Source organism: Flectobacillus sp. (assembly GCF_049240685.1).
Lineage (GTDB): Bacteria > Bacteroidota > Bacteroidia > Cytophagales > Spirosomataceae > Flectobacillus.
Window position 1 is genome coordinate 1 of sequence record NZ_JBMLSD010000339.1, and the last position, 1,101, is coordinate 1,101.

Sequence of the window (1,101 nt, forward strand, 5' to 3'; positions counted from 1 at the left end):
ATATTTAGGAATTGTGTAGCATTAGATTTGATTTATAAGTTTAGGCACAAGGCAAAGAGTGTTAAAATGTTTTGATTTAACGATAAAAATGCTTTTGCCGAAAGCTCAAACCTTAAATTTTATTTTGTGTATTAACTTATCAAAAAGGCGTTCGGAATTAGTTTTCCGAACGCCTTTTTTTTAAACACCTTTTTAGACGTAATCATTGCGTCTCTACCACATTCACTCAATTGTAGATACCAAAGGAAACTCCCCTCTATCGTGACGCTCGGCCATATCGACGTAATGTTGAGCACCAAGCTTCATCTTTTCAGCTTGCTCAGGCGTAAGCTGACGAATCACCTTCGCTGGCGCCCCGACAGCCAAGGAATAATCAGGAATTTCCATTTTTTCGGTCACGAGTGCATGTGCGCCAATGATACAGCCTTTTCCTATTTTGGCTTTATTCAATACCGTAGCACGCATACCAATCAGCGAGCCATCACCAACAATTGCGCCATGTACAATAGCCCCATGACCAACTGTAACGGACTCGCCTATGATAGTTGGATCGCCTGGGTCGGCATGTAACACTGCGGTATCTTGAATATTGGTATTATCGCCAATAATAATTTTTTCAACATCGGCACGAATCACCGCGCCATACCAAACCGAAACACCCTTCCCGAAGGTCACATCTCCCATCACGGAGGCATTAGGAGCTATAAATACTTTTTCCATAGTTTTTTAATTTAATGGTCTTTGTGGACGCATATACTCGACTTCATTAGAAGTAAGTTAGTACGCAAATTAAAATTTAATTTTTGAGCTTACGGCTTTCAGCTTTGGGCATTCGGCAAAAATATATCTATTATAACCAAAGAACGATTTAATGCCTGTTGCCTTGTGCCTAAAACATAAAACCTTTCTAGTATTACTAAAAAACAACTTAACACTCTTTGCCTCGTGCCTGTTGCCTTGTGCCTAAAACATAAAACCTTTCTAGTATTACGAAAAAACAACTTAACACTCTTTGCCTTATGCCTGTTGCCTTGTGCCTAAAACACAAAACCTATCTATTATTTCTAAAAAATAATTTGACACTCTTTGCCTTATGCCTGT

The 1,101-nt window shown here is 39.0% G+C and carries 1 protein-coding gene; it reads right to left on the reverse strand.

All coding sequences use genetic code 11. The features are described 5' to 3' along the window. Positions 1–222: 222 nt before the first annotated feature. Positions 223–720, reverse strand: a complete 498-nt coding sequence (locus ACOVQ4_RS15240; RefSeq protein ID WP_421821486.1) for a gamma carbonic anhydrase family protein — start codon at positions 718–720, stop codon at positions 223–225. Positions 721–1,101 lie beyond the last annotated feature (381 nt).

Coding starts and splice junctions, on each gene's coding strand:
- ACOVQ4_RS15240 (WP_421821486.1), bottom strand. CDS start 720: ATGGAAAAAGTATTTATAGCTCCTAATGCCTCCGTGATGGGAGATGTG.